Raw genomic sequence first — 21,563 nt, forward strand, 5'->3', positions numbered from 1 at the left:
TTATTTTTTCTTGTTGAGCACAATCGGATTATTGATTCACATTATCCCCTTTAGCGAATGAACTCATCTTTTGGCGTCCTTTTTTCGGTTCTTAGTCCGCTAGCTATCCTATTTTTTTCGTCAGTTATTTTTTCAAAAATATTGATCATATTTTTGGTATTGCCAGCTTTTGGATACTTACCCATTTTCGGATCTGCTATAATTGCTTTGTTTAACTGTATTGGTTTCTCTACTTTTGAAAGGTTACTAGAAGGCGTTTCTTTGAAGATTTCTTGAATTTCTGGATGATCGGCAAATATTTTTTTGTATATTTCATGTATTCTGTTTTTTTCTGTCATTGTTAAAGGCGAATGTTCATCATTCGCTCGTTTTCTCAATTTGTAAATTTCAAAGAAATAATCAGGAAGAGGAGATTTTATGTATTTTGATTTGATCACAGTTAAAAAACGTTTTTGCATCTCCAAAGTGGACTCGGGAACATCACTCCATTTTAATTTTTTTTTACCTTGTGAAGCGAGAAGGTTATGGCGGCAATGTAAGAGCGCAGTTTTTGCAGTAGCTTCTATTTCTTTGACCACACAATTTCCTTCTTTTTATTCATGCATCGTATAGTCTAGTGACGAAAAGCTGTTAGAAGAGGAATGGTCAATAATTCTGTACAGAATATCATAACAAGTTTCGAGTTTAGGATGATCTCTCTGTGCAAACAATTCTTTACAAAGGGGAGCCATTTTCTCCGAAGGAATTTTAACCATATTTACAGATGAGTTTGACAGGTGCTTCCTTTTATCCACTAGAATAATTCTATAGTTTTTCGTTTCTTTGTAGATGAGTGCTCCGGAAACATGACCACTTTTTTTATTTTTCTTTATACTATAAGATAAGGGCAAAAGAATAAAATCTCGAGGATCATTTGAAATCATCCGCTTTAAAGTATGAAAAAGTTGTGTGTGACGAGTAAAAGAATAGAAATCCTTGCTTCGGTTGAGTGACTGAATCATTTTTAATTTGTCTTGCTTACGTACAAAAAATTCTTGTTCATCTTGTTGGATCATTTTAATATAAATAGAAAATAAAAGTGGGTAATTCACTTTATCATCTTCCGGAGACCATCTATTATTTTTCTTTAATGATAAAGAAAGAGCAAATATATCAAGATGTCGCTGAAGCTCTGTTTCGTAAGGCATAGGAGTTCCTCCATTTATAAAATAAATAGTAAAGTCTGCAATTTATTTTGCGTTCTTTGCATAGTATGACATAGGTTAAAAGAGGACAGAAATCAAATTTTTCTCCAAATAAAAAAACTTGGAATCGAAGTGATTCCAAGTTTTTTTGATAAATTAAGCCATAAATAAGAATTTGTATAAGAAGACAGCAACGATACCAGCACAAATCGGTGCAACAACAGGTACCCATGCATAACCCCATTGTGATGAACCTTTATGTTTTAATGGTAACAATGCGTGGACTAAACGTGGTGCGAAGTCACGTGCTGGGTTCAAACCAGGTCCAGTAGGTCCGCCGAGAGAAGCAACTAACGTCCATACTAAGAAACCAAGAGCTAAGTGTGCTGTACCAAGATTGTCTTGGAAGAAAGGTGCTTTAGTAATTCCTAGTGCACCAAAGAATAAAACAAATGATCCAAAGAATTCATTAACAAAACCATTGAATTTAGAACCAACACTGTTGATTGTTGAGAAAGTACCTAATACATGGTTTACATCGTCTGTTTGATCATAATAAGGTTTGTAGCAAGCTACAACGATCAATTGTCCAATTGCGGCACCAATCAATTGAGCAGCAATATAAGGTAATACTTCAGCCCATGGGAATAAACCATTTGAGGCAAGAGCAATTGTGAACGCTGGGTTAATATGATTTCCACTGATACCACCAAAAATCATTGCTGGCATCATTACACCACAGCCATAACCTACAGCGATCAACATCCAGTCACTTCCATAACCTTTTGTTCCTTTTAAATCTACGTTTGCTACAGCACCATTCCCAAGAATGATTAATAAAGCTGTACCGATCATTTCCGCCACAAGACGGGTCATAAGTGAATAATCCATATATACCTCCAAAATTTATAAAAATGCAAAAAAAAAGAAACAACAACACAATAGGTGTAGTGCTTCGCATCCGACGTTTTTATTGGTCATAAATAAGTGCAGATAAAAAAATGATTTCTATGTATAAAAGAAATCTGACCAACTTCCAAAACAACGTATGGAACTTTCCCACAAAACACCAACCTCAATTATAAATATACCAAAAAAAAACGATTATATTTTTCAAATATTGTACTTTAGAAACAGCACAATTTGAAAATTTCAGAAAAATATTGTTAGTAAAATGAAAGCTAACAATAAGGAGTGTTTCATAGATGAAATTTTTTCAAGAATTTTTTATTATCCTCTTTTTCTCAGTTTTAGGTGAAGGAACTCGTGTATTGTTCCATTTACCAATTCCTGGAAGTATCCTAGGTATCTTATTTTTGTTCCTAGCTTTTGAGATGCGACTAGTAAAGCCTGAGCATTTAGGAGGAACAGGTGATTTTTTATTAAATAATTTAACGATTTTATTCGTCCCGGCAGGGGTAGGTTTACTTGACTATTTTGGTGATATTGCGACAATTTGGCCTATTTTATTAGGTGCGGTAGTGATCTGTTCGATCGTAACGATGGTCGTAGCAGGCAAAACGGCAGAAGTAGTAGAAAAAATGTTACAATCTGTTCAATTGAAACAAACAAGTAGCCAAAAGTTGCAGAAAATCAAAAGGAAGGAGCAACAAATTGACTGAATTTATTCGTAACCCATTATTTGGATTAAGCTTAACGTTAGGTGTCTACGTATTATCAGATAAATTTTTACGCAAGTATAAATTGCCAATTATCAATCCGTTGGTATTGTCTATTTTAGTGATCATTCTTTTTCTTCATTTTTCTGGAATCAGTTACCAGGATTATAATGTGGGTGGGAATTTTTTGACCATGATGATTACGCCAGCAACAGTTGCATTAGCTATTCCCTTATATAAAAATTTTCATTTGTTAAAAGAAAATTTTTTCCCAGTCATTGCGGCAATCTTAGCGGGGATCGTAGCTAATTGCTTAGTCAGTGTGGGTATTGGCTATTTATTTACATTAAAAAAAGCGATGGTCATTTCTCTGCTACCTAAATCAGTGACAACAGCGATATCTGTTGATCTTTCTCATACGATGGGAGGAATCAATGCGGTCACGCTTGCAATTGTTGTTTCTACTGGCATCTTTGGGTCGTTGATCGCTACTCATATCTTTCGTCTTTTTAAGATCAGCAGTCCGATTGCTAAGGGGGTTGCGTTAGGAAGTACCTCTCATGCGATTGGTACAGCAAAGGCAATCGAATTGGGTGAGATCGAAGGGATTATTTCAGGCTTAGCCATTGGCGTCAATGGCATGCTGACCGTCTTTTTATTACCATTATTATTTCAGTTTTTTACTAACCTGTTTTGATGTTGTTTCCCAGGATTTATGCTACAATGAAAAAAACGTTCTAGCATAAAGGAGTGGTAAAAGTTGTATTTGTCATCTGAATATTTAAAACGATTTGATAAAGACCTTTATTATAAAATTCTCCTGCTGGAAAGTTTCGAGGATCATCAGTGGCACACGATTGCAGAACTGGCACAAACAGTCCAATTAGATGCAAGAAGTGTCGCTAAGTACTTAAACGAATTAACAAAAAATTACCATCAGTTCAACGAGAGCTCTCAAACATTGTTTATGAAAACCCCTCGTTCTGGCTATTCCTTTTATGATACGCTTGATTCTATCGAACATGAGCGTTTTTTGATTTTTCTCGTGCAAAGTACGCTGAAATACCAGCTATTGCACGATATTTTTTTTGAAGAGTTTCATACGATCTATCAATTTGCTCAAAAACAATATATCAGCGAATCAACTGCGCGTCGAAAGATCAACGAGTGGAGAGAACAATTAAAAAATTACGGGATTTATTTACAACGTGGGACTTATGTGGTGCAAGGAGAAGAAGAAATCATCCGGCTTTACCTTCACATGACGTTTTGGCAGTTGTTTCGTGGGAAAATTTGGCCTTTTGTAACGATTTCACAATTAGATGTGAAAAAAATTGCTGAACAAATCATGGCTTTTTTCAATGTTCGCCTTAATGAGATCAAAAAAAGAAGACTAGAGTATATGTTAGGAGCTTTCTTCTTGCGTAAATCTCAGAAGCATTACGTATCGTTAAACGAACGAAAGCGACAACTGATTACTGATAATCCTATGTTTCAAAAATTTTGTCATTGGATGCAACCAGTGTTTCCTAACTATTTTCAAAATGAAGAAGAATTAGGTGCGTTATTTTTAGTTTTGATGACACGAGAAGAGTACTATACGGATGAAGACATCCGAGAAGAAATGTTTGCTTTCCATCGAAGGAGACAAACACCACCCTACCATGCACTTTATGAAGCAAAAGAAGCATTAGCTCTCTATCAAGTGGAACAAGGATTGTCAGAAGAACCCTTAACAAAAGAAGCTGAAACCTATCTTTTTAGTAGTCATTTATTTGCCTATCTTTTTCCAGAAGCTAAGGAAACCATTGATGGGAACGACAGTGACTTTATAAATCATTTGATGATCGAAAACAGTGAAATTATCCAGTGGCTCGATTTGTTTTTTGAGACCGAGCAAAAAGTGGATCAGCTAGCATTTCAAAATACGTCTTTTTTGATGGGGCGGTATTTAACGGTTTTAAAGACAATGGGTGCATTTACACCAAAGTTACCGCAGATCACGATTCTTTTGATGACAGATTTCCCTCTGTTTGAAGAGCAGTTGTTAATAGAAGACTTACATCGTTTTTTTCGAAATGTTTATTGTTTGAAATTTTTACCAACAGATTATCGGGGACGAGAAGTTGATTTATTACTTTCAACGAGCAAAGTGCATCGTAAACCATGGTCTGATTTAGAATATTTTATCGTGAATGGAGAGTTACAGTTAAACGATTATATCCAATTGTACCAAAAATTTGTGTTGATCCAAGACCGAAAAGACAAAGAAAGGAACGAAATAAATGACATTTGAAGAAATTTTACCAGCATTAAAAAAAGGGAATAAAGTGATTCGAAAAGGTTGGAGTGGTTTTGAATTGTATGTCGTTCTTGTTTCAGGAGAAGAATTTGACGGTTGTCCCGTTACCCCTTACTTTTTAATCAAAACAAGTGACGAAGGATTTTCCAGTTTTGCGCCTACAGTCTGTGACATTTTAGCTGAAGATTGGATCATTGTGGAATGAAAAATAGATACAGTGATCTAACAGAGAAAGTTGTTTTTGTCACTGGAGCAGCTTCAGGTATCGGACAGGCACAAGCTAAAGCCTTTTTAGAACAAGGTTCGCGGGTGTTTGGTTTTGATCAGCAATTAGGCCGAATGGACGATCTATCCCAGCAATTTTCTGAAACCTTTGCTTATTTTTTAGGTGATATCACGAATCATTCTTTGTTAAAAAAGGCGGTTGAACAGTGTCACGAAACGTTTGGAAAAGTTGCGATCTTGCTGAATACAGCAGGAATTTTAGATGAGTACCAGCCATTGTTGGAAACAGATGAAGCTTTATGGGATCGAGTGTTTGCTGTTAATGTCAAGAGTATGTTTCAGCTAACGCACTTAATCCTTCCAGACATGCTTGAGGAAGAAACAGGGACAATCATCAATATGGCATCAATTGCTGGCTTTGTCGGTGGTGGTGGCGGGATTGCCTATACCAGCGCAAAGCATGCGATCGTTGGTTTTACGAAACAATTAGCATTAGATTATGCTTCTCAAGGTATTCGTATCAAAGGGATTGCGCCAGGAGCAATTCAAACACCTATGAATGCAGCTGATTTTGCAGGAAATGGTGAGATGGCGGAATGGGTAGCGAATGAAACGCCTGTTAAACGGTGGGCACAACCAGAGGAAGTTGCTGAACTAACGTTGTTTTTGGCAACCCCTCAAGCAAGCTATATCCAAGGGACGATCATTCCAATCGACGGTGGTTGGTTATTAAAATGATTTTGTCTTTTTTATTGTTTTCAGATAAGCTATGATTAGCGAATTTATTCGCACTACGGCACTTCAGTTGGAAGTCAATTCCCATCCTTTGGTCGTAGTTATTACCAAGAGTTGAGAGAGACGAGATCTTTTGTGGCATTTTTGACCACAAGGATGATCGATTGTATCCCGATCTTGTAAAGGAGAAAGAATATGGATCAAAAGAAAATTCGTTCTACTAATCGTTTTACCACAGCAGAAATTGCTCGAATGGCACTTGTAACAGGCTTATATGTGGCAGTTACATTCGTGTTGTCAGTTATCAGTTTTGGTGCCATTCAAATACGTCTTTCCGAAATGTTCAATTATTTGTCGCTCTATAATAAAAAGTATATTTTGGCTATCACGCTAGGTGTTGCTTTAGCCAATCTTTCCTCTCCATTGGGATGGATTGATGTAGTAGTTGGTAGTATCAGCACCTTACTTGTCTTATTGATTAACTATGAGATAACGAAACGAGTAAGAAACATGAAAATAAAAATGGTGATTACAGCTTTGGTCTTTGCATTTTCTATGTTTACAGTTGCTGGACAATTGAAGCTATTCTATCAATTACCCTTTTTCTTCACTTGGGGAACTGTTGCTTTGGGTGAGCTAGCTTCCATGCTAGTGGGAGGAGTCATCATTTATTGGGTCGGACAAAAAGTAGATCTAAAAAAATAAACGACGATTTAGCTAAGTCTAAAAATAGAAGATAAAAAGCTTACGATTGAAAGCTTTTAGATTGAAGGGACTGGGACAAAAGTTGTCTCAGTCTCTTCTAGTATCTCTAAAAAACGAATAAACGGTGAGACAAAAGTAGCATCTTCGGAAATAAGCCGAAATTTACCAAAAATTTGAGAAGCAATTTTCGGAAATTCCTTCTTATTTCTTGATGCTGAACACTTTTGTCTCAACCTCTTTTTTATATGTCTATTTTCAAAAACAAAAGAAAAATTTGTCTTCTTTTCTTTAGAAAAATACTCTTTTTTCGCTTGATATTTTTTGATTTAGCTTTTTCATATTTAGACAAGCAAAAGTAAGCCCGATTTTCATGTGTATTTTTACAATTCCTATTTGATTGGTATAACGTAATCCATGAAATTCTTTTGTGGTACTGAATATTCGTTCAATCGTTTTTTCTCTTTTTTTATAGAGATCTTTAAACTTACTTTGTTTTGAAAGCATCGGGTACAGCTCCAATTTATCGTTCTGTTTTAACGTATAAAAAAGACAAAACACTATAAATAAGCACTTTGTCTATAGTCTGAGATGGGTTATAAACAGAGCCTTTCTTTTTCTTATTGCCATTTATCGCATTGAGATTTGTGTCGATTAAAAAGAAAAATGACAAAATATAATTAATTACTTATATCTTATATAGTGTTCAGAAGGGGAAGGCTATGTCAAATAAAAAATATGATTTACAAGATGAAGTTTTGATGACTGCGGCTGAAGCAAGTATGAATAACTTGAATACAAAAGATTAGAAGCAGAGATACTTAAAATTTCTTATAAAAATCGGTATAGCTTGTTAAAAAAAAAGAAGGAACGTTTGAAAAAAATTGAAAGACCTATTCCTGAAGTATATCAGAAAAAAATCAAAAAATGGCTGCAACCTAATAGTTGTTTTGAAGAAGGTATAAAATTTGCACTTGATTATAAGGAAGTAATTTATTGTATCGGACAATTTCAGCAAAACGAAGTTTATAACGCTTAGATCGAATTTCAAGATCAAGAGTATTGTTTTGATGGACACTGCAAGCTTTTTATAAAAAAGAAAACTAAAATAGTTGTATATGATGACTGCTGTAGGAATCACACAAGTATGCTAAATATGGGTTATATCCAGAAGATTATCAAGCTATAAAACAAATAGTTTAAATAATATTTGTTTTTTTATAAATATATAATTTGTATGAATGCTGTTTTTTTAGCTTTTTGGTGTTTAAAAAATATTTTATTATTTAAAAAAACGTTATTATAACGACGCCGTTTTATCATCATTATTTTTGGGTAATATAATGTATGAATTTCCATTAGGGGTTATTATTGTATTGCAAACGTTTGCAATACAATAAATGAATGGAGAAGAACAAATGAAAAAAGAAATTGGTAGGACCTCTAAAAGTATTTATGCTTTATTTTTCGCAATTCTTTTATGTTTAGGTATATTTTCTCCCACGGCATCAATAGTAGTAGCAGCTGATGAAATTGCTGTGCCAGAAGCAACTTCAATAGAAGTGGTGAAAAATGCGAAATGGGTCGCATTAGAACAGGAACTAGCTACACCTCAATATCAAGTAGCTTCGAAGGCCAATCCTGAAAGCACGGCACAATATATACTTAACAAATATGAGGGAGCAGAAGCCTTCGCTGCTGGGTTAGGTCAACGTATACAAAATGGTGGCTGGAATGTATATTATAATACAGCTTCTGGCAAACAAACTGCTCGTACCGCTTATAATGGTATGTATGTTGCTGCTGCAGGAACCGGTAGCCTTGCTACGGCTTTAGCTAAATTTAGTACTTCTGCTGGATCAGTAGTTATTGGAGCTGCAGCTCTTTTAGCAGGTATAGCAATGGTGCGCTTCATCTTTACTCAAAAGATTGCAGAGATAAAATTGACAACCATGGAAATACTGGAACTGCTCGGATTACACTTACTGAATCAAGATGGTCTTCTAAATATGATAACCGTTGGTAAATTGATCATTTAAACTAAAATACAATCTCTGTTAAATTTATTTGTATAATAAATGAGTACAGAGATTGTATTTAGTACATGAGGAGGTGGGAGATGAAATCCCTGGTTTTTCTAAGAATTTGTCAATTTATTCTCTTAGCTTTAAGTCTTTTTTTAGCTATGAAACACAATGTATTATTCGCTTTGTTTCTATGGGCACTATCTAGTGTACTGAGTTTCACTATCCCCCAAAAATATCGATCCCTTTTTCGGTCACCTTACAAAGGATTATTCTTTCCAATATGGATTGAAAATATTATGGAGTTAGTAATAACAATAGGTGTACTGCTATTGATGAGCTTTCTTTCATGATATAGAAATAAATACGTTGATTTGGAAATATAGTTACCGCTTGGTAAGGGGCAACAATTATTTAGTTACTACAAAGAATGCTTAAACGTCTCTAATTTTATGTTGGAGGCGTCTTTTTCTGGCGATAGATCCTTCCAAAATTTAAAGTAGTGATCTGTTAGTTCAATGCTACTGATAGTATCCTAATATACATGGTGTTCACGAATCAAGTGTATAGCAACGTATTAAGAATTAAGAATCAGAAATTTTTACAAAATATAATTTATATCAGATTGAAGACAATCCTTATGTAAAAATAAAATTTGTCTTCTTTTCTTTAGAAAAATACTCTTTTTTCGCTTGATATTTTTTGATTTAGCTTTTTCATATTTAGACAAGCAAAAGTAAGCCCGATTTTCATGTGCATTTTTACAATTCCTATTTGATTGGTATAACGTAACCCATGAAATTCTTTTGTGGTGCTGAATATTCGTTCAATCGTTTCTTCTCTTTTTTTATAGAGATCTTTAAACTTACTTTGTTTTGAAAGCATCAGGTACAGCTCCAATTTATCGTTCTGTTTTAACGTATAAAAAAGACAAAGCACTATAAATAAGTACTTTGTCTATAGTCTGAAAGCTTACGATTGTAAGCTTTTTTTATTTATCATCAATTCAAGGAATTTAGGTAATGCCACAATCAGTTTGAATCAGTGACGATTTTATTTTAAAAAATTTTTCGTAAAGGAATACAACGTAGTAGTTGTTTTGTCTAGTTATTTATCCATACTAAACAACTGAAGTCGAGACAAACGTTTTTTTAGAAACAGACCTACCGAAGCGGCAGCAATCGATTTGATTGCTTCAGGGATTATAAAAGGAAGAAATCCACTTAAAAATGCAGTGTGAAGAGAAAGACTGCTACTGATCATTAACCAAAGCATGCCACAGCATAATGCGGCTGCTGAACCAACTAAGTTTGCGGATATTGTCAGAGGATAGCGAGAACCGACTTTCTCCATGATAAATCCAATTAGCCAAGACTGGAGGATAAAACCAACTAGATAGCCACCGGTAGGACCGAATAATACACCAATTCCTCCAGACATCCCCGAGAAAACAGGTAACCCAATAAGACCTAATAAAAGATAGATCAAGACGGAGACAGTTCCTGTTCTCTTACCAAGGAAAGTAGCAGTTAAACCAATGGCAAAAGTCTGTCCAGTCAAAGGAATTAGACCTAGAGGGAAAGTGAATTGTGAAAGAACGGCAATGATCGCTGCAAATTCTGCAGCAAGAATGAGTTCTTTGAGTGATTTTGTCATAAGTTCTCCTTTGTTAACCATTTTTATTTTCTAAGTTAACGAAATTGTATAAGAAAAATTATTTTTTGTAAAGTATATTTTTTAAATAAACGAAGTATTCCTTCAAAATATTAGTCTATCTTCCTTTGAGGATAGGTTATATGTTCAGTTAAACATTGTTTCATTTTGAACTTTTTGGCAAGTCTCAACATATGATTCTAGGAGAGTTACACGGGCGAATCAAATTCAAATAAAGAAGAGAGCTAGAAAAGAGAGAGGGAAATCTACATAAAAAAAGCCCAACTATCGAATAGATAGTGGGCTTGTAAGCCAAAGCTTTGAAAATTATAGGCTTTGGTTGTAGTATTCAACGACAAGAGCTTCGTCGATTTCTGGATATAGTTCGTCACGTTCTGGTAAACGAGTTAATGAACCTTCCAATTTTTCAGCATCGAAGCTTACGAATGCTGGACGACCAACAGTTGCTTCAACAGCTTCTTTGATTGTTGTCATGTTTTGTGATTTTTCACGAACTGAGATCACTTGACCAACTTCAACGTGGTATGAAGGGATATCAACGCGTTTGCCATCAACCATCACATGACCATGGTTAACTAATTGGCGAGCTTGACGACGAGTAGTTGCAAGACCTAGACGATAAACAACATTGTCTAAACGTTGTTCTAGTAAGATCATGAAGTTAACCCCGTGTTTACCTTCTTTGATTTTGCTAGCTTTAACGAACAAGTTACGGAATTGACGTTCGTTCATTCCGTACATGTGACGTAGTTTTTGTTTTTCAGTTAATTGCATACCGTATTCTGATTGTTTGCCACGGCTGTTTGGTCCATGTTGACCTGGAGCGTAAGGGCGACGTGCTAATTCTTTTCCTGTGCCTGATAATGAAATACCTAGACGACGAGAAATTTTCCATGATGGTCCTGTATAACGAGACATTAAAATTTCCTCCAATAAAATAAATTTAGTTTTTGGAGTAAAATAATCCGATAAAAAATTCATAATCGTGTAGTCCATTCTTCAATCTTCACCTTTGCAGCCGCGGTTACGCAATTGAACCCGAATCGGGGCAATGAACTAGGGACGAAATTATTATTTTTCCGCTGCATTATTTTACACAAAGTCCAGTATAAGGGAAACAAGGTGAAACTGTCAAGTACGTTTCTCTTTAAAAACGCTTTACAAACCTTGTTTCACTCTATAAAATAAGAGGGTATCTTTTAAAAGCATGAAAAATAAACGTACCAATCTTAAAAAGAAATAAATGAAGGATCATGCTTGTGTAAGCACAGCCTATTTTCAACCTACAGAGCCACTAAAAGGTAGTGACAGTGATTTTTCAGCTGTCACCTAAGATACGGGCTTGATTTTTCAAGGAGGACTGTCTTGGAACTTTTAGTTTTTCAAAAAAATGAAGAAAAAGCACATCCAATGGAAATGTATATGAGAAATCAGTACTCATTTGCAGGTGTGCCCAAACCAGAACGTTGGAAATTGCAACAAACACTTTTGCGTGAAAGCAAAGTGCTTGATGTTCCAGACCTTTTTTTCCTTGTTTTCTATTATTATGAAAAAAAAGAACGGGAGTATCAGTACCTGGCGATTGATTTGATTCAACAAAACATCAAACGTTTATCATTGGATGAGTTGGTCGAATTGTCTGTATTGGTACCGGAAAAAGCATGGTGGGATACGATTGATGCTTGGCGGAAAGTTTATGCTACATGGTGTAAACTTCATATGGAACAATTAGAGACGGTTTCTCTTTTGTTTGAAAAAAAAGAAGATTTTTGGCTTCGGCGAATAGCAATTACGTTACAGTTAGGATTTAAAGAAGCTACCAATCAGCTGTTGTTGGATCGAGTGATTACTGAAGATCGCTCCTCAAAGGAATTTTTTATTCAAAAGGCGATTGGGTGGGCATTGCGCGATTACAGCAAGACAAATGTTTCTTGGGTAAAAGAACAATTGACAAAAGAATGGTCTGCTTTGACAAGAAGAGAAGCAAGCAAGTATATATAAGAAAGTGAGTCGACTAAAAAAATGAAACGTAAATTATTTGCTTTTGATATTGATGGGACGCTACTGGACACAAATAAACAAGCATTAGACAGCACAAGAGAAGCCTTGGATAAGTTACGTAAAGCAGGACATTTGGTAACGATTGCTACTGGGCGTAGTCGTTTCCATGCGCAAGAGGTTATCCGAGATCTAGCATTTACAAATTATATCTTATGTAATGGCGCTGCTGGATTTTTAGATCATGAACAAGTTTATAAAAATTTGCTTGACCGTGAACAATTAGACAATTTTGTCAAAGAAGCACAAGATAAAAATATCGATACTGCTTTTGTGAGTCTAGATAATATCAAACGTTATTCTTCCAATCATGTGGGAATGATGGAAGAGGCAATGCATTCTTTTGGCGCTGTTTTACCTGAACTTGATCAGTACTTTGTGGAAGAACAAGATATCTATCAAGCTTTAGCATTTTTTGATCAGAATTACGATCATCATTTTTCTAGTTACGATAAGATTCGATTTGTTCGTTGGCATGAAAAAAGTGTGGATGTTGTTCCACATGACGGTTCAAAAGCAGCCACGATTTTACACCTAGCAGAACAAGTCGGAATTGCGCAAGAAGATATCATTAGTTTCGGTGATGGCCAAAATGACCGAGAGATGCTGCGTATGTCAGGCATTGGTGTTGCAATGGGAAATGCAGTTCCAGAGGTACAAGCAGAAGCGAAGTTGGTTACTGATACAAATGATGAAGATGGAATTTGGAAAGCATTGAAGCAACTTTCCATGATTTAAATAAACAAGTATAATCTAGGATAGTAAAAAGAACTAGTTGGAGACTGACTTCAGCTAGTTTTTTAGTAGTTTCAGATGAGGGTTACGCAGAGGATTTTTCTGCCCTTTTCTTTCTACAAAAAAACAACTATAATATAGAATGATGTTAAAAGAGAAGAGGAAAACGTGTGCGGGTTTTATTTATTGGTGATGTAGTAGGTTCAATGGGAAGAGATATGATTACAACCTATCTTCCTCGTTTAAAAAAGAAATATCAACCACAGGTCACAATTGTAAATGGAGAAAATGCAGCTTCTGGAAGAGGAATAACTGAAAAAATTTATAAAAAGTTTTTACAAGACGGTGTAGATGTTGTCACGATGGGCAATCATACTTGGGACAACCGAGATATTTTTGAATTTATCGATCAAGCAAAAAAAATCGTTCGTCCAGCAAACTTTCCTGAAGGAACGCCAGGTCAAGGAATGGTATTCGTGAAAGTCAATCAAGTAGAACTAGCTGTAATCAACATGCAAGCACGTTCTTTTATGGTCGACTTAGATGATCCATTCCGCAAGATGGATCGCTTGATCGCCGAAGCAAAAAAAAGAACGCCAATCATTTTCGTTGATTTTCATGGAGAAACGACAAGTGAGAAACAAGCCATGGGATGGTTCTTAGATGGAAAAGTCTCAGCGGTCATTGGGACCCATACGCATGTACAAACCAATGATGCTCGGATTCTACCGCAGGGAACTGCCTATTTAACTGATGTAGGTATGACAGGTCCTTATGACGGAATTTTAGGTATGCGCCGAGAACCAGTTATCGAAAAATTTTTAACAGCTTTGCCGAAACGTTTTGAAGTCGTTGAACGAGGACGAGGTATTTTGAGTGGCTGTTTACTGGAATTTGATGATGCAACTGGTAAAGCGAAAACCATCCAATTAATCCAGATCAACGAGGACCGTCCATTTTTAGAATAGAAAGTGAGACATCTTTTGCATAAAGAGCCGAATATTCAACGAGAAGCGGATAAATTAGCTCAACTTTTAAGTGAACATGAAACGATCATCCGCTACCACGAACTAGAGCGAAAAGTACAAACTAGTTCCTATTTAGAAAAGTTAACGGAAGATATCAAATCTGCACAAAAAGAAGCAGCAAACTATGCTTATTATGGAAAAAGAATAGCAGAAAAAGAAGCGAATGGTCGGGTTGAACAATTGACGAAACAATTTGATCAACATCCGATCGTAGTAGCTTATCGGAAACAATTGCTTGAAGCAAATGATTTATTGCATCATTTGACGAAAATGCTGCAAGATGAAATCAATAATTGGATAGAGGAGGAAGACAATGCCTCAAAAAACTAAGAATACTCCAATGATGGAACAATATTTAAGCATCAAGGCCCAATACCAAGATGCTTTTTTGTTCTATCGTTTAGGTGATTTTTATGAATTATTTTATGAAGATGCCATCAATGCGTCTCAAATTTTAGAGTTAACATTAACCAGCAGGAATCGTAATGCAGACGAACCAATTCCAATGTGTGGGGTACCCCATCATGCAGCACAAGGCTATATTGATATTTTAATTGAAAAAGGCTATAAAGTGGCTATTTGTGAACAAGTAGAAGATCCTAAGACCACCAAAGGGATGGTTAAACGTGAAGTGATTCAATTAGTAACACCTGGAACAGTCATGGATAGTAAGGGACTATCTGCTAAAGACAATAATTTTTTGACAGCAATTGTTAGCCAAGGCAACGAATTTGGATTTGCCTATGCTGATTTAAGCACAGGGGAGTTAAAAACTGCTCATTTGTTTGATGAAGAAGCTGTACTGAACGAAACGACGGCTTTGCAAACAAAAGAACTTGTTTTAGGAAATGAAATTAGTGAAAAACTTGCTGAGCAATTAAAGAATCGATTAGGATTAGTTTTCTCAAAACAAGAAACAAGTGAAGAAAATGCAGAGTTTAATTTCTTAACCAGTGAGCTATCCGATCCACTTGAAAAAGAAGTGACCGGAAAATTACTTACTTATTTAGCAGTGACACAAAAAAGAAGTCTTGCGCATATCCAAAAAGCGATCGAGTATCAACCGGATCACTATTTGAAAATGGATTACTATTCTAAGTTTAACCTCGAACTAAGCCAGTCCATACGTACAGGAAAAAAACACGGCACGCTTTTATGGTTGCTAGATGAAACGAAAACAGCTATGGGCGGGCGTTTACTGAAACAATGGCTTGACCGTCCGCTGATTCAACTCAATCAAATCAAGTCACGGCAAGAAATGGTAGCTTCTCTTTTGAATAGCTATTTTGAACGACTTGATCTACAAAGTGCATTGACGAAGGTTTATGATTTAGAACGCCTAGCAGGAAGAGTGGCTTTTGGAAATGTCAATGGGCGTGACTTGATTCAATTAAAGACTTCTTTAGAACAAGTACCGCTGATTCGTCAACTGATCGAAGGGATCGATCAAGGTCAGTGGACTGACTTATTGAAGGAAATGCAACCGATGGATGACCTGGTTCATTTGATTGATCAAGCAATTCAAGAAGACCCGCCCCTACAAATTACTGAGGGGAATATCATTAAAGATGGTTTTAATGATCAGTTAGATACGTACCGTTCTGCGATGACTAATGGGAAGCAGTGGCTAGCAGAGTTAGAAGCAAGAGAACGTCAGCAGACTGGGATCAAAAATTTAAAAGTTGGCTTTAATCGTGTATTTGGTTATTATATCGAAATCACTAAAGCGAATCTGGCAAATGTTGAACTGGAAAAATACGAACGTAAACAAACATTGGCCAATGCAGAGCGCTTTATCACACCAGAATTAAAAGAGTTAGAGACGCAAATTTTAGAAGCAGAAGAAAAGTCTGTTGATTTGGAATATCAGCTGTTTTTAGCAGTGAGAGAAGAAGTCAAAAAAGCGATCAAACCATTACAAATTTTAGCAAAATCAATCAGTACAGCCGATGTTCTGCAAAGTTTTGCTACGATCAGTGAGCGATACCAATATGTTCGTCCTGAGATGGTCTCGGATCGACACCAATTACTAATCCAAGAAGGTCGGCACCCAGTCGTTGAAAAAGTATTAGGACATCAAGAATATATTCCCAATAGTGTGGATATGGCTGAAGACGAAATGATCTTATTGATAACTGGACCGAATATGTCAGGGAAAAGTACGTATATGCGTCAGTTAGCATTAACTGTTTTAATGGCTCAAATGGGGTGCTTCGTCCCTGCGCAAAAAGCGATCTTACCAATTTTTGATCGGATTTTTACTCGGATTGGTGCAAGTGATGACTTGATTGCTGGACAAAGTACGTTCATGGTGGAAATGATGGAAGCTAATCAAGCGTTGCGGCATGCGACACCAAACAGCTTAATTCTTTTTGATGAATTAGGTAGAGGAACTGCGACTTATGATGGAATGGCATTAGCTCAAGCGATCATTGAATATATCCATCAACATGTACAAGCAAAAACGCTCTTTTCTACACATTACCATGAGTTAACAGTTCTAGAGGAAGAATTACCTCAATTAAAAAATGTACATGTAGGAGCTGTTGAAAAAGACGGCGAAGTAGTATTTTTGCATAAGATGATGGATGGCCCAGCTGATAAAAGCTATGGGATCCATGTAGCGAAAATTGCAGGGCTACCTTCTAATTTATTAGCAAGAGCTGCAGATATTTTGCATACATTAGAATCAGGAGAAGTGAGCCATCATTCCGTGGCTGTTACAAGTGAGCCGCTTGAAGCAATAGCACAACCAGTAACTGATACTGCATCGATAGAACAAGAAGAAACGCAACAACTGTCCTTGTTCAGTGAATTAAGCGATGCCGAAACAGCAGTTATTTCTACATTGAAACAAATGAATCTGTTAGAAATGACACCAATGGATGCATTGAATCAACTCTATGAATTGAAAAAACAGCTGTAAATCAACGATAAATAAGAAGAGTAAGCTCACTATAAATACTATATAGGAAGAAGGCGTAGAATGATGGCGAAAATCCAAGAATTATCAGAACGCTTAGCCAATCAAATCGCAGCCGGTGAAGTTGTCGAACGTCCAGCCTCGGTAGTCAAAGAACTTGTGGAAAATGCCATAGATGCAGGAAGTAGTCAAATCGATATTTTAGTTGAAGAAGCAGGATTAAAAACGATCCAAGTGATTGATAATGGAGAAGGTATTTTGACAGAAGATGTTGAGAACGCCTTTAAACGTCATGCAACAAGTAAAATCCACAATCGTGACGACCTTTTCCGAATTCGTACGCTTGGGTTTCGAGGAGAAGCATTGCCTAGTATTGCTTCTGTTTCAGAGATGACGGTAGAAACAGCCAATCAAGAAGAAACGCAAGGAACCTATTTAGAGCTTAAGGGAGGTGCGGTAATGGAACACCGCCCAGCTCCTTTAAGGCAAGGAACGAAAATCACAGTCAGCAATCTTTTCTTTAATACACCAGCACGCTTAAAATATGTCAAAACGCTGCATACTGAATTAGCGAATATCGGTGATATTGTGAATCGCTTAGCCTTAAGTCACCCGGCAATTGCTTTTCGATTAGTCCATGATGGGAATAAGATGTTAGCAACTTCAGGAAATGGCGAATTGAAACAAACGATTGCCGGAATCTATGGGTTGAATACAGCAAAGAAAATGTTGAAGATTGAAGCGAAAGATTTAGATTTTGAAATCTTCGGTTATATTTCTTTACCTGAAGTGACTCGTGCTAGTCGTAATTATCTTTCAACCATCATTAATGGACGTTTTATTAAAAATTTTTCCTTGAATAAAGCAATTGTAGCCGGCTATGGTTCAAAACTAATGGTAGGGCGATTCCCAATCGCTGTACTGGAAATCAAAATGGATCCATTGTTAGTGGATGTGAACGTCCATCCAACAAAGCAAGAAGTTCGTTTATCGAAGGAACAGGAATTAACTGAGCTAATTACTCAAGCGATTCAAAAAGCATTGGTACAGGAGAACTTAATTCCCAGTGCAGCTGACAACTTGCGATTCAAGAAAAAGGTTGCTGATCAACCAAAAGCGAAACAAATCGAAATTGATTTATCTTACGCTTTTGAAGAAGCGAAACCTAAGAAACCGCAAAGCTTGAATTTTGATCAAACAACCGGAACATTTTTTGTAGCGGAAGAAAAAAGCGAGTTTGTGCATGAATCTGTTGATAAGTCTGTGGATAATGTTGAAAACTCTCCTGTATTTTCTGAAGAAACTACTAGTTATCCAGAAAGCAAAAGAAAAACAGTGGATAACTCTGGTGATATTGTTGATAACTATGTAGAAAAACCAGTGGATAAGAGTGAAAATGAGTTATCCACTGTTGAAAACTTTTCCAACGAGCATGAAACTACAGCTGAAGAAGAAACTTCTTCAGAAACAGTTTATCGTGAGGATTTAGCGCTACATCCAGAGTTTGATTTAAGTCAAAATGGGCGCTCATTAGATCAAGCGATTCAGAAATTAGAAAATGAGCAGGTAACACAACGCTTTCCACAATTAGAATATTTTGGACAAATGCATGGAACGTACTTGTTTGCTCAAAGTCAGGATGGCTTATACATTATTGATCAACATGCAGCGCAAGAACGAATCAAGTATGAATATTTTCGAGAAAAAATTGGCGAAGTTTCTAACGATCTACAAGAACTACTTGTGCCGTTTGTATTAGATTATCCCAATAGTGATGCTTTGAAACTGAAAGAGAAAAAACAATTGCTTGAAGAAGCAGGTATTTATCTAGAAGAATTCGGTCAAAATAGTTTTATCGTCAGAGCACATCCTACTTGGTATCCATCTGGAGAGGAAGAAGCGATTATTCGAGAAATGATCGATATGTTATTAACAACGGGTAGTGTTAGCGTGAAGAAATTTAGAGAAGCCACAGCAATCATGATGAGCTGTAAACGTTCAATCAAGGCAAATCATTATTTGAATGAAGCTCAGGCGAGGGTTTTATTGAAGGACTTAGCCCAATGTGAAAATCCTTTTAATTGTCCTCATGGACGCCCTGTGTTGATCCATTTTACTAATTCAGATATGGAAAGAATGTTTAAACGCATCCAAGATCCACATTAATGAGTCTCATGAAAAGGAGAAGAAACAGATGAAAATTGTGTTAGCTTCGCAGTCCCCTAGAAGAAAAGAATTATTAGGGCGACTGGTTAGTGCATTTGATGTTCATCCGGCTGATATCGATGAAACACCTTTTGTTCAAGAAAAACCTAAAAATTATGTTGAGCGAATGGCAACTGAAAAGGCAAAAGTAGTCAAACATCAATACGATAATGATGTATTGGTGATTGCAAGTGACACGACAGTTGTTTTCAATGATGAGATCATCGGTAAACCAGCGGATGAACAAGAGGCAAAAGCTATCCTTCAAAAACTTAGTGGGAAAACGCATGAAGTATATACAGCCGTGGTGCTGACGAAAGGTGACCAAGAAGAAAAAATCTTAGCACAAGCTAAGGTGACCTTTTATCCTTTGACAACTAAGGATATCGAAGCCTATTTAGCAACCGGTGATTATATGGATAAAGCAGGTGCGTATGGTATTCAAAGTTTTGCAGGTGCATTTGTTAAAGAGATCCAAGGCGACTATTACAGTATTGTTGGATTTCCAATCGGTGCAGTTTACCAAGGTTTAAAAAAATTTATGTAGCTGCAGTTGACGGAAATCAGAAATTGAGATAGGAACGTTCAAGTTTGTGTCCACTACTTTCAGTCATATTTAGAATTGCAAAGTGTATGAGTGATTGGTATAATCAAGACGAAAGAGGAGTTGCGCTAACAACTCCTCTAGACAGCACCGCGAAAGACGGTGGCGGTTGAATTTAAATATTCGACAAAGAATAAGAATAGCCAGTCTCCCGCTAAAGTGACGGCTATTCTTTGTCGTTTTTAAGCATAGTGACGATCAAACTGACTAAAGCGATGGTGAAAGTACCAAAGCCAAGCATCGTCTGAACGATCTCATATGCGGACAAAAAGCGAACTCCTTTCATAGATTTTAGTACTTATTCCCATAAGCACCACCACCTTTGTGAGAAGTTGCCACCGTCGATCCACTTTACTGTCGAATTTATTGTAGCATATTATCGCCACGAGAAACGTGTTTTTTAAAACATAAAAGTGTTATTTTTAGTTAAGGTTTTTAAGAGGAATTCTATCTTTGCGAAAGTTGTAAATACCTGAAGTAATTGGTATAATGAAAACGAAAGAGGAGTTGCGTCCAACAACTCCCCTGGACAGCACCGCAAAAGACGGTGGCGAATTTTTATTTTACAAAAAATAGCCAGTCTCCTGCTAAAGTGACGGCTATTTTTTGTCGTTTTTAAGCATAGTAACGATCAAACTGACTAAAGCGATGGTGAAAGTACCAAAGCCAAGCATGGTTTGAACGATCTCATATGCGGACAAAAAGTGAACTCCTTTCATAGTTTTTAGTACTTATTCCCATAAGCACCACCACCTTTGTGAGAAGTTGCCACCGTCGATCCACTTTACTGTCGAGTTTATTGTAGCATATTATCGCCACGAGAAATGTGTTTTTTAAAACATAAAAATGTTATTTTTATTTAGGGTTTTTTAAGAGGAATTCTATCTTTGCGAAAGTTGTAAATACCTGAAGTAATTGGTATAATGAAAACGAAAGAGGAGTTGCGTCAACAACTCCTCTAGACAGCACCGCGAAAGACGGTGGCGAATTAGTTTAATAGTTCAAAAAGAAATAGCTATACTCGCTAAAGTGACGGCTATTTCTTTTTGTCGTTTTTAAGCATAGTGACGATCAAACTGACTAAAGCGATGGTGAACGTACCAAAGCCAAGTATGGTTTGAACGATCTCATATGCGGACAAAAAGTGAACTCCTTTCATAGATTTTAGTACTTATTCCCATAAGCACCACCACCTTTGTGAGAAGTTGCCACCGTCGATCCACTTTACTGTCGAATTTATTGTAGCATATTATCGCCACGAGAAACGTGTTTTTTAAAACATAAAAGTGTTATTTTTAGTTAAGGTTTTTAAGAGGAATTCTATCTTTGCGAAAGTTGTAAATACCTGAAGTAATTGGTATAATGAAAATGAAAGAGGGGTTGCGCTAACAACTCCCCTGGACAGCACCGCGAAAGACGGTGACCGTTTAATCAGATATTTCAAAGAGAAATAGCCAGACTTCGGTTAAAGTGACGGCTATTTCTTTTTGTCGTTTTTAAGCATAGTGACGATCAAACTGACTAAAGTGTTGATGAAAGTACCAA

22 protein-coding genes and 3 pseudogenes are annotated in these 21,563 nt (G+C 36.4%); 15 read left to right on the forward strand and 10 right to left on the reverse strand.

All coding sequences use genetic code 11. The annotated features are described in order from the left end of the window. Positions 1–50: 50 nt before the first annotated feature. From IGK91_RS00625 to IGK91_RS00635, 3 genes are all read right to left on the reverse strand, one after another. Positions 51–578, reverse strand: coding sequence for a hypothetical protein (locus tag IGK91_RS00625; RefSeq protein ID WP_181934158.1), 528 nt, complete (start codon positions 576–578; stop codon positions 51–53). 15 nt (positions 579–593) lie between these two features. Continuing rightward, complete coding sequence (locus tag IGK91_RS00630; protein WP_181934159.1) at positions 594–1,187, reverse strand: hypothetical protein; 594 nt, start codon at positions 1,185–1,187, stop codon at positions 594–596. A 153-nt stretch (positions 1,188–1,340) separates the two neighbouring features. Beyond that, positions 1,341–2,075, reverse strand: a complete 735-nt coding sequence (locus IGK91_RS00635; RefSeq protein WP_010720393.1) for an MIP/aquaporin family protein — start codon at positions 2,073–2,075, stop codon at positions 1,341–1,343. Between the two features lie 314 nt (positions 2,076–2,389). Here IGK91_RS00635 and IGK91_RS00640 point away from each other — a divergent pair, with 314 nt between their 5' ends. The 6 genes from IGK91_RS00640 (at position 2,390) to IGK91_RS00665 (ending at position 6,770) form a co-directional block, all read left to right on the forward strand. Further along, the gene (locus IGK91_RS00640) at positions 2,390–2,806 is read left to right on the forward strand and encodes a CidA/LrgA family protein (RefSeq protein WP_010720392.1); all 417 of its coding nucleotides are present in this window, start codon (positions 2,390–2,392) and stop codon (positions 2,804–2,806) included. Next, positions 2,799–3,500 carry an LrgB family protein gene (locus tag IGK91_RS00645; RefSeq protein WP_010720391.1) on the forward strand — a complete coding sequence of 234 codons (702 nt, stop codon included), beginning with the start codon at positions 2,799–2,801 and terminating at the stop codon, positions 3,498–3,500. The genes IGK91_RS00640 and IGK91_RS00645 overlap by 8 nt, the downstream gene beginning before the upstream one ends. Before the next feature lie 63 nt (positions 3,501–3,563). Then, positions 3,564–5,099: a helix-turn-helix domain-containing protein gene (locus tag IGK91_RS00650; protein ID WP_010736825.1), complete on the forward strand. Its 1,536-nt coding sequence runs from the start codon at positions 3,564–3,566 to the stop codon at positions 5,097–5,099. Next, the gene (locus IGK91_RS00655) at positions 5,089–5,310 is read left to right on the forward strand and encodes a DUF2829 domain-containing protein (protein WP_010720389.1); all 222 of its coding nucleotides are present in this window, start codon (positions 5,089–5,091) and stop codon (positions 5,308–5,310) included. The genes IGK91_RS00650 and IGK91_RS00655 overlap by 11 nt, the downstream gene beginning before the upstream one ends. Beyond that, positions 5,307–6,068 carry a 3-oxoacyl-ACP reductase gene (locus IGK91_RS00660; RefSeq protein ID WP_010736826.1) on the forward strand — a complete coding sequence of 254 codons (762 nt, stop codon included), beginning with the start codon at positions 5,307–5,309 and terminating at the stop codon, positions 6,066–6,068. Before IGK91_RS00655 ends, IGK91_RS00660 begins: the two co-directional genes overlap by 4 nt. A 192-nt stretch (positions 6,069–6,260) precedes the next feature. Then, positions 6,261–6,770: a QueT transporter family protein gene (locus IGK91_RS00665; protein ID WP_010720387.1), complete on the forward strand. Its 510-nt coding sequence runs from the start codon at positions 6,261–6,263 to the stop codon at positions 6,768–6,770. Positions 6,771–7,006: 236 nt separating this feature from the next. On the opposite strand, the pseudogene IGK91_RS00670 reads toward IGK91_RS00665, so the two are convergent. Beyond that, positions 7,007–7,295 (reverse strand): annotated as a pseudogene (locus tag IGK91_RS00670) (transposase); the annotation flags it as partial. A 346-nt stretch (positions 7,296–7,641) separates the two neighbouring features. Between IGK91_RS00670 and IGK91_RS00675 the strand changes: the two are divergent. Together IGK91_RS00675 and IGK91_RS00680 are read left to right on the forward strand one after the other, a co-directional pair. Then, complete coding sequence (locus IGK91_RS00675; RefSeq protein WP_193796983.1) at positions 7,642–7,806, forward strand: hypothetical protein; 165 nt, start codon at positions 7,642–7,644, stop codon at positions 7,804–7,806. A gap of 379 nt (positions 7,807–8,185) precedes the next feature. Then, complete coding sequence (locus IGK91_RS00680; protein WP_081123131.1) at positions 8,186–8,806, forward strand: hypothetical protein; 621 nt, start codon at positions 8,186–8,188, stop codon at positions 8,804–8,806. Between the two features lie 693 nt (positions 8,807–9,499). Here IGK91_RS00680 and IGK91_RS00685 read toward each other — a convergent pair. From IGK91_RS00685 to rpsD, 3 genes and pseudogenes are all read right to left on the reverse strand, one after another. Further along, positions 9,500–9,652 (reverse strand): annotated as a pseudogene (locus tag IGK91_RS00685) (transposase); the annotation flags it as partial. 246 nt (positions 9,653–9,898) lie between these two features. Beyond that, positions 9,899–10,447 carry a biotin transporter BioY gene (locus IGK91_RS00690; protein WP_010736828.1) on the reverse strand — a complete coding sequence of 183 codons (549 nt, stop codon included), beginning with the start codon at positions 10,445–10,447 and terminating at the stop codon, positions 9,899–9,901. Positions 10,448–10,771: 324 nt separating this feature from the next. After that, entirely contained in the window at positions 10,772–11,383 is a 612-nt protein-coding gene (gene rpsD / locus IGK91_RS00695) for a 30S ribosomal protein S4 (protein ID WP_010720384.1), read from the reverse strand. Positions 11,384–11,830: 447 nt separating this feature from the next. Between rpsD and IGK91_RS00700 the strand changes: the two genes are divergently transcribed. The 7 genes from IGK91_RS00700 to IGK91_RS00730 all read left to right on the forward strand — a co-directional run bounded on the left by IGK91_RS00700 (position 11,831) and on the right by IGK91_RS00730 (position 19,961). After that, positions 11,831–12,466: a DNA alkylation repair protein gene (locus IGK91_RS00700; RefSeq protein ID WP_430605312.1), complete on the forward strand. Its 636-nt coding sequence runs from the start codon at positions 11,831–11,833 to the stop codon at positions 12,464–12,466. 21 nt (positions 12,467–12,487) lie between these two features. Then, positions 12,488–13,261: a Cof-type HAD-IIB family hydrolase gene (locus IGK91_RS00705; protein WP_010720382.1), complete on the forward strand. Its 774-nt coding sequence runs from the start codon at positions 12,488–12,490 to the stop codon at positions 13,259–13,261. Between the two features lie 167 nt (positions 13,262–13,428). Beyond that, on the forward strand, positions 13,429–14,226 hold the full coding sequence (locus tag IGK91_RS00710) for a TIGR00282 family metallophosphoesterase (protein ID WP_010720381.1): 798 nt from the start codon (positions 13,429–13,431) through the stop codon (positions 14,224–14,226). A 15-nt stretch (positions 14,227–14,241) separates the two neighbouring features. Further along, positions 14,242–14,616, forward strand: a complete 375-nt coding sequence (locus IGK91_RS00715; RefSeq protein ID WP_010736830.1) for a YlbF family regulator — start codon at positions 14,242–14,244, stop codon at positions 14,614–14,616. Positions 14,617–14,629: 13 nt separating this feature from the next. Further along, positions 14,630–17,212: a DNA mismatch repair protein MutS gene (gene mutS, locus IGK91_RS00720; protein ID WP_370566570.1), complete on the forward strand. Its 2,583-nt coding sequence runs from the start codon at positions 14,630–14,632 to the stop codon at positions 17,210–17,212. Positions 17,213–17,275: 63 nt separating this feature from the next. Then, complete coding sequence (gene mutL / locus IGK91_RS00725) at positions 17,276–19,375, forward strand: DNA mismatch repair endonuclease MutL (RefSeq protein ID WP_014834352.1); 2,100 nt, start codon at positions 17,276–17,278, stop codon at positions 19,373–19,375. A 28-nt stretch (positions 19,376–19,403) separates the two neighbouring features. Then, entirely contained in the window at positions 19,404–19,961 is a 558-nt protein-coding gene (locus IGK91_RS00730) for a Maf family protein (protein ID WP_010736833.1), read from the forward strand. A 223-nt stretch (positions 19,962–20,184) separates the two neighbouring features. On the opposite strand, the gene IGK91_RS00735 is transcribed toward IGK91_RS00730, so the two are convergent. The 3 genes and pseudogenes from IGK91_RS00735 to pepG1 form a co-directional block, all read right to left on the reverse strand. Next, positions 20,185–20,304 (reverse strand): putative holin-like toxin, encoded by a 120-nt coding sequence (locus IGK91_RS00735; protein WP_071859338.1) that lies wholly within the window; start codon positions 20,302–20,304, stop codon positions 20,185–20,187. Positions 20,305–20,617: 313 nt separating this feature from the next. Further along, positions 20,618–20,737, reverse strand: coding sequence for a putative holin-like toxin (locus IGK91_RS00740; protein WP_080292483.1), 120 nt, complete (start codon positions 20,735–20,737; stop codon positions 20,618–20,620). A 317-nt stretch (positions 20,738–21,054) separates the two neighbouring features. Continuing rightward, a pseudogene (pepG1, locus tag IGK91_RS00745) lies at positions 21,055–21,199 on the reverse strand (type I toxin-antitoxin system toxin PepG1). Positions 21,200–21,563 lie beyond the last annotated feature (364 nt).

The sequence above is a fragment of the Enterococcus sp. DIV1208 genome (genome assembly GCF_050530455.1).
Lineage (GTDB): Bacteria > Bacillota > Bacilli > Lactobacillales > Enterococcaceae > Enterococcus_B > Enterococcus_B hirae.